Origin of the sequence: Candidatus Enterococcus willemsii (genome assembly GCF_009933335.1) — a bacterium.
GTDB classification, from domain to species: Bacteria; Bacillota; Bacilli; order Lactobacillales; family Enterococcaceae; genus Enterococcus_F; species Enterococcus_F willemsii.
Genome location: NZ_MAEL01000060.1, coordinates 1 through 2,403, shown reverse-complemented (window position 1 = coordinate 2,403; position 2,403 = coordinate 1). Strand labels below are relative to the sequence as shown.

Here is a 2,403-nt window from a genome sequence, read left to right as displayed (position 1 = left end):
TGGCGGGAGTCAAGCAGCACTACTTAAAGTCAATACGTTAAGTGAAAGTAGTTTCTTAGATTCGATTATTCCAGCTATTGAAAAAATAAAGGAGTAGGAAAGCAATGAAACGATGTGATTGGGCAAAAAGTGAGTTGGATCAAACGTATCATGATAACGAGTGGGGAAAACCTCTGCATGACGAAGAGAAATTGTTTGAAATGTTAATTTTGGAAAGTATGCAAGCTGGACTGAGTTGGAGCACGATTCTTGCTAAGCGTGAATCGATGCGTGAGGCTTTTGATCAATTCAATTATCGTATAATTGCTGAGTATGACGAAAGCAAACTTTTGGAACTTATGGCTAACCCTGGAGTTATTCGCCATCGAAAGAAATTGGAAGCACTCGTTCATAATGCGCAAGTTTACCAACAAGTTCAGGAGAAATATGGTAGTTTTGATGCGTTTATTTGGGAGTTCGTGGCGAATCAACCAATTATTAATCACTGGGAAATTATTTCAGAAGTACCAGCTTCGACACCTGAATCCGATCAGCTGGCTAAGCAGTTGAAAAAAGAAGGTTTTAAGTTTTTGGGAACAACGAGTGTCTATGCATTTATGCAATCAATAGGCATGGTCAACGATCATTTAATGACATGTATATTTAGATGAATTTCTAGTAATGAAATTAAAAAATATCCGAACGATATGCTTTACCGTTCGGATATTTCTCTTTAATTTCCGTTATTTACCAAGGCTTCCAGTTCTTTCATTGCATTGCTAACAAGTTGCGGGGTGATTTCTTCTTTTAAAAAATGGATGGTTTCATCCGGTAATGTAGCACGTTTTGCTACTCGTTGGTAGTCTGTATCTGATAGTTGAAGATTTAGTTGTTGCAAAGAGGACGGTAAGCCCAATTGTTGATAGAATGGTAATAAACGCAGAATTTCAGCGTGTTTCTTTTCGATAATTAATTGCACTAAAATACCGTAAGCGACTATGTTTCCATGCAAGTTTTGATGACAGTTAGGCAAAATTGTCAAGGCATCATGAATGGAATGTGCACCAGATGTCCGACCATAGTCATCTCCGAAGCCACCAACCATGCCTGCTAACAAAATATTGGTTTCCAAGATGTTTAAAAATGCTTGATTTAATTGCTTATTTTCCATTGCTATTAAAGCAGCAGCGCTATCTTTTAATAAAATATCTCGGGCTTTTTTTGCAGCAAAGGCTGCTACTTGAATTTCAATTGCAGGAGTGTCTAGTTGGTCAATCATAGGTTCTGCTTCATACCACTTCGCTAGCGTATCACCAATGCCTGCAATCATTAAGTCAATTGGAGAGTGTAAAATAATTTCTGGTTCAATCAAGACAAGAGTTGTCGCAGTTGGAAAAATATCGTAGCGATCCATAGAACCGTCTTCGTGATAAACAACGCTCAATGAAGTGTATGCGGCACAGGTTGCAGCTAATGTTGGCAAAATAATAATAGCAATTTGATTGTTATACGCCGTTAATTTTCCTAAGTCAGCCACTTTACCTCCACCAACAGCCACAATTGCTTCAATGTTTTTTTCTTGAATGAGAGAGGTTAACTTGATGCTTTGTTTATCAGAACATTCGCCACCGTAAGGTATTGCGTAGGTTGTAAATTCTGCTAAAGAAGGCAAGTATGGTTGCGCAGCCTCCCAAGATTGTTCGCCGTGTAAAATAAGCACTCGTTTGATGTTACGTTTGCTTAAATGTGCGGGTAATTTTTGCCATGCACCGGTTTGACATTCATATTCTTGTGGCGCACCTCGAACAATTAATTCTTTCATAAAAGAAAATCCTTTCTTTTTACTGTATGTTTATTCATGAGCTTTTTTCCATGTATGTGAGAAAAGATGAAATTCGTTCAATGGTAGAGCTTTGCTGAATAAGTAGCCTTGCATATAATTTGCTTGAATCAGGCGAGCAAGTTTCGCTTCTTTAACTGTTTCAATTCCTTCACAACAAGTAACTAATCCTAAACTTTTGGCTAAATTAACAATATGACGTGCGATAATGCCTTTTCTGGACTGGCCTTCAACATTTGTAATAAAAGATGCGTCGATTTTTAAAATATCAACTGGCAAGTCACTTAAAAGTGCGAGCGCAGAATGTCCCACTCCAAAATCATCCAAGGCAATTTTAAATCCCATCTCGCGCAAAGCATATAATTTTTTAATCGCTATTTCTGATTGTTCGAAGGCTTGGTGTTCGGTTATTTCAAAGGTTAGATGTGTGGTATTGGCTTGATACTCAGTAACCAAACTTTGAACTTTAGAAAGAAAGTTTTCCTGCTCAACTTGTGCGACATCTAAATTAATAGTCACATTTAATTGATCATAGAGACGATCTTGAAAGACTCGATTCAAAATCCAGTTAGAAAGTAAACTGA

The 2,403-nt window shown here is 37.5% G+C and carries 3 protein-coding genes; 1 reads left to right on the top strand and 2 read right to left on the bottom strand.

All coding sequences use genetic code 11. From position 1 onward, the window contains the following. The first annotated feature begins 104 nt into the window (after positions 1–104). Entirely contained in the window at positions 105–650 is a 546-nt protein-coding gene (locus tag BAU17_RS13525) for a DNA-3-methyladenine glycosylase I (protein ID WP_161903353.1), read from the top strand. A gap of 62 nt (positions 651–712) precedes the next feature. On the opposite strand, the gene BAU17_RS13520 is transcribed toward BAU17_RS13525, so the two are convergent. Together BAU17_RS13520 and BAU17_RS13515 are read right to left on the bottom strand one after the other, a co-directional pair. Further along, positions 713–1,801, bottom strand: a complete 1,089-nt coding sequence (locus BAU17_RS13520; protein WP_161903352.1) for an iron-containing alcohol dehydrogenase family protein — start codon at positions 1,799–1,801, stop codon at positions 713–715. A gap of 30 nt (positions 1,802–1,831) precedes the next feature. Beyond that, positions 1,832–2,403, bottom strand: a 572-nt coding sequence (locus tag BAU17_RS13515; protein WP_161903351.1) for an EAL domain-containing protein, incomplete at its 5' end; no start/stop codon positions are given.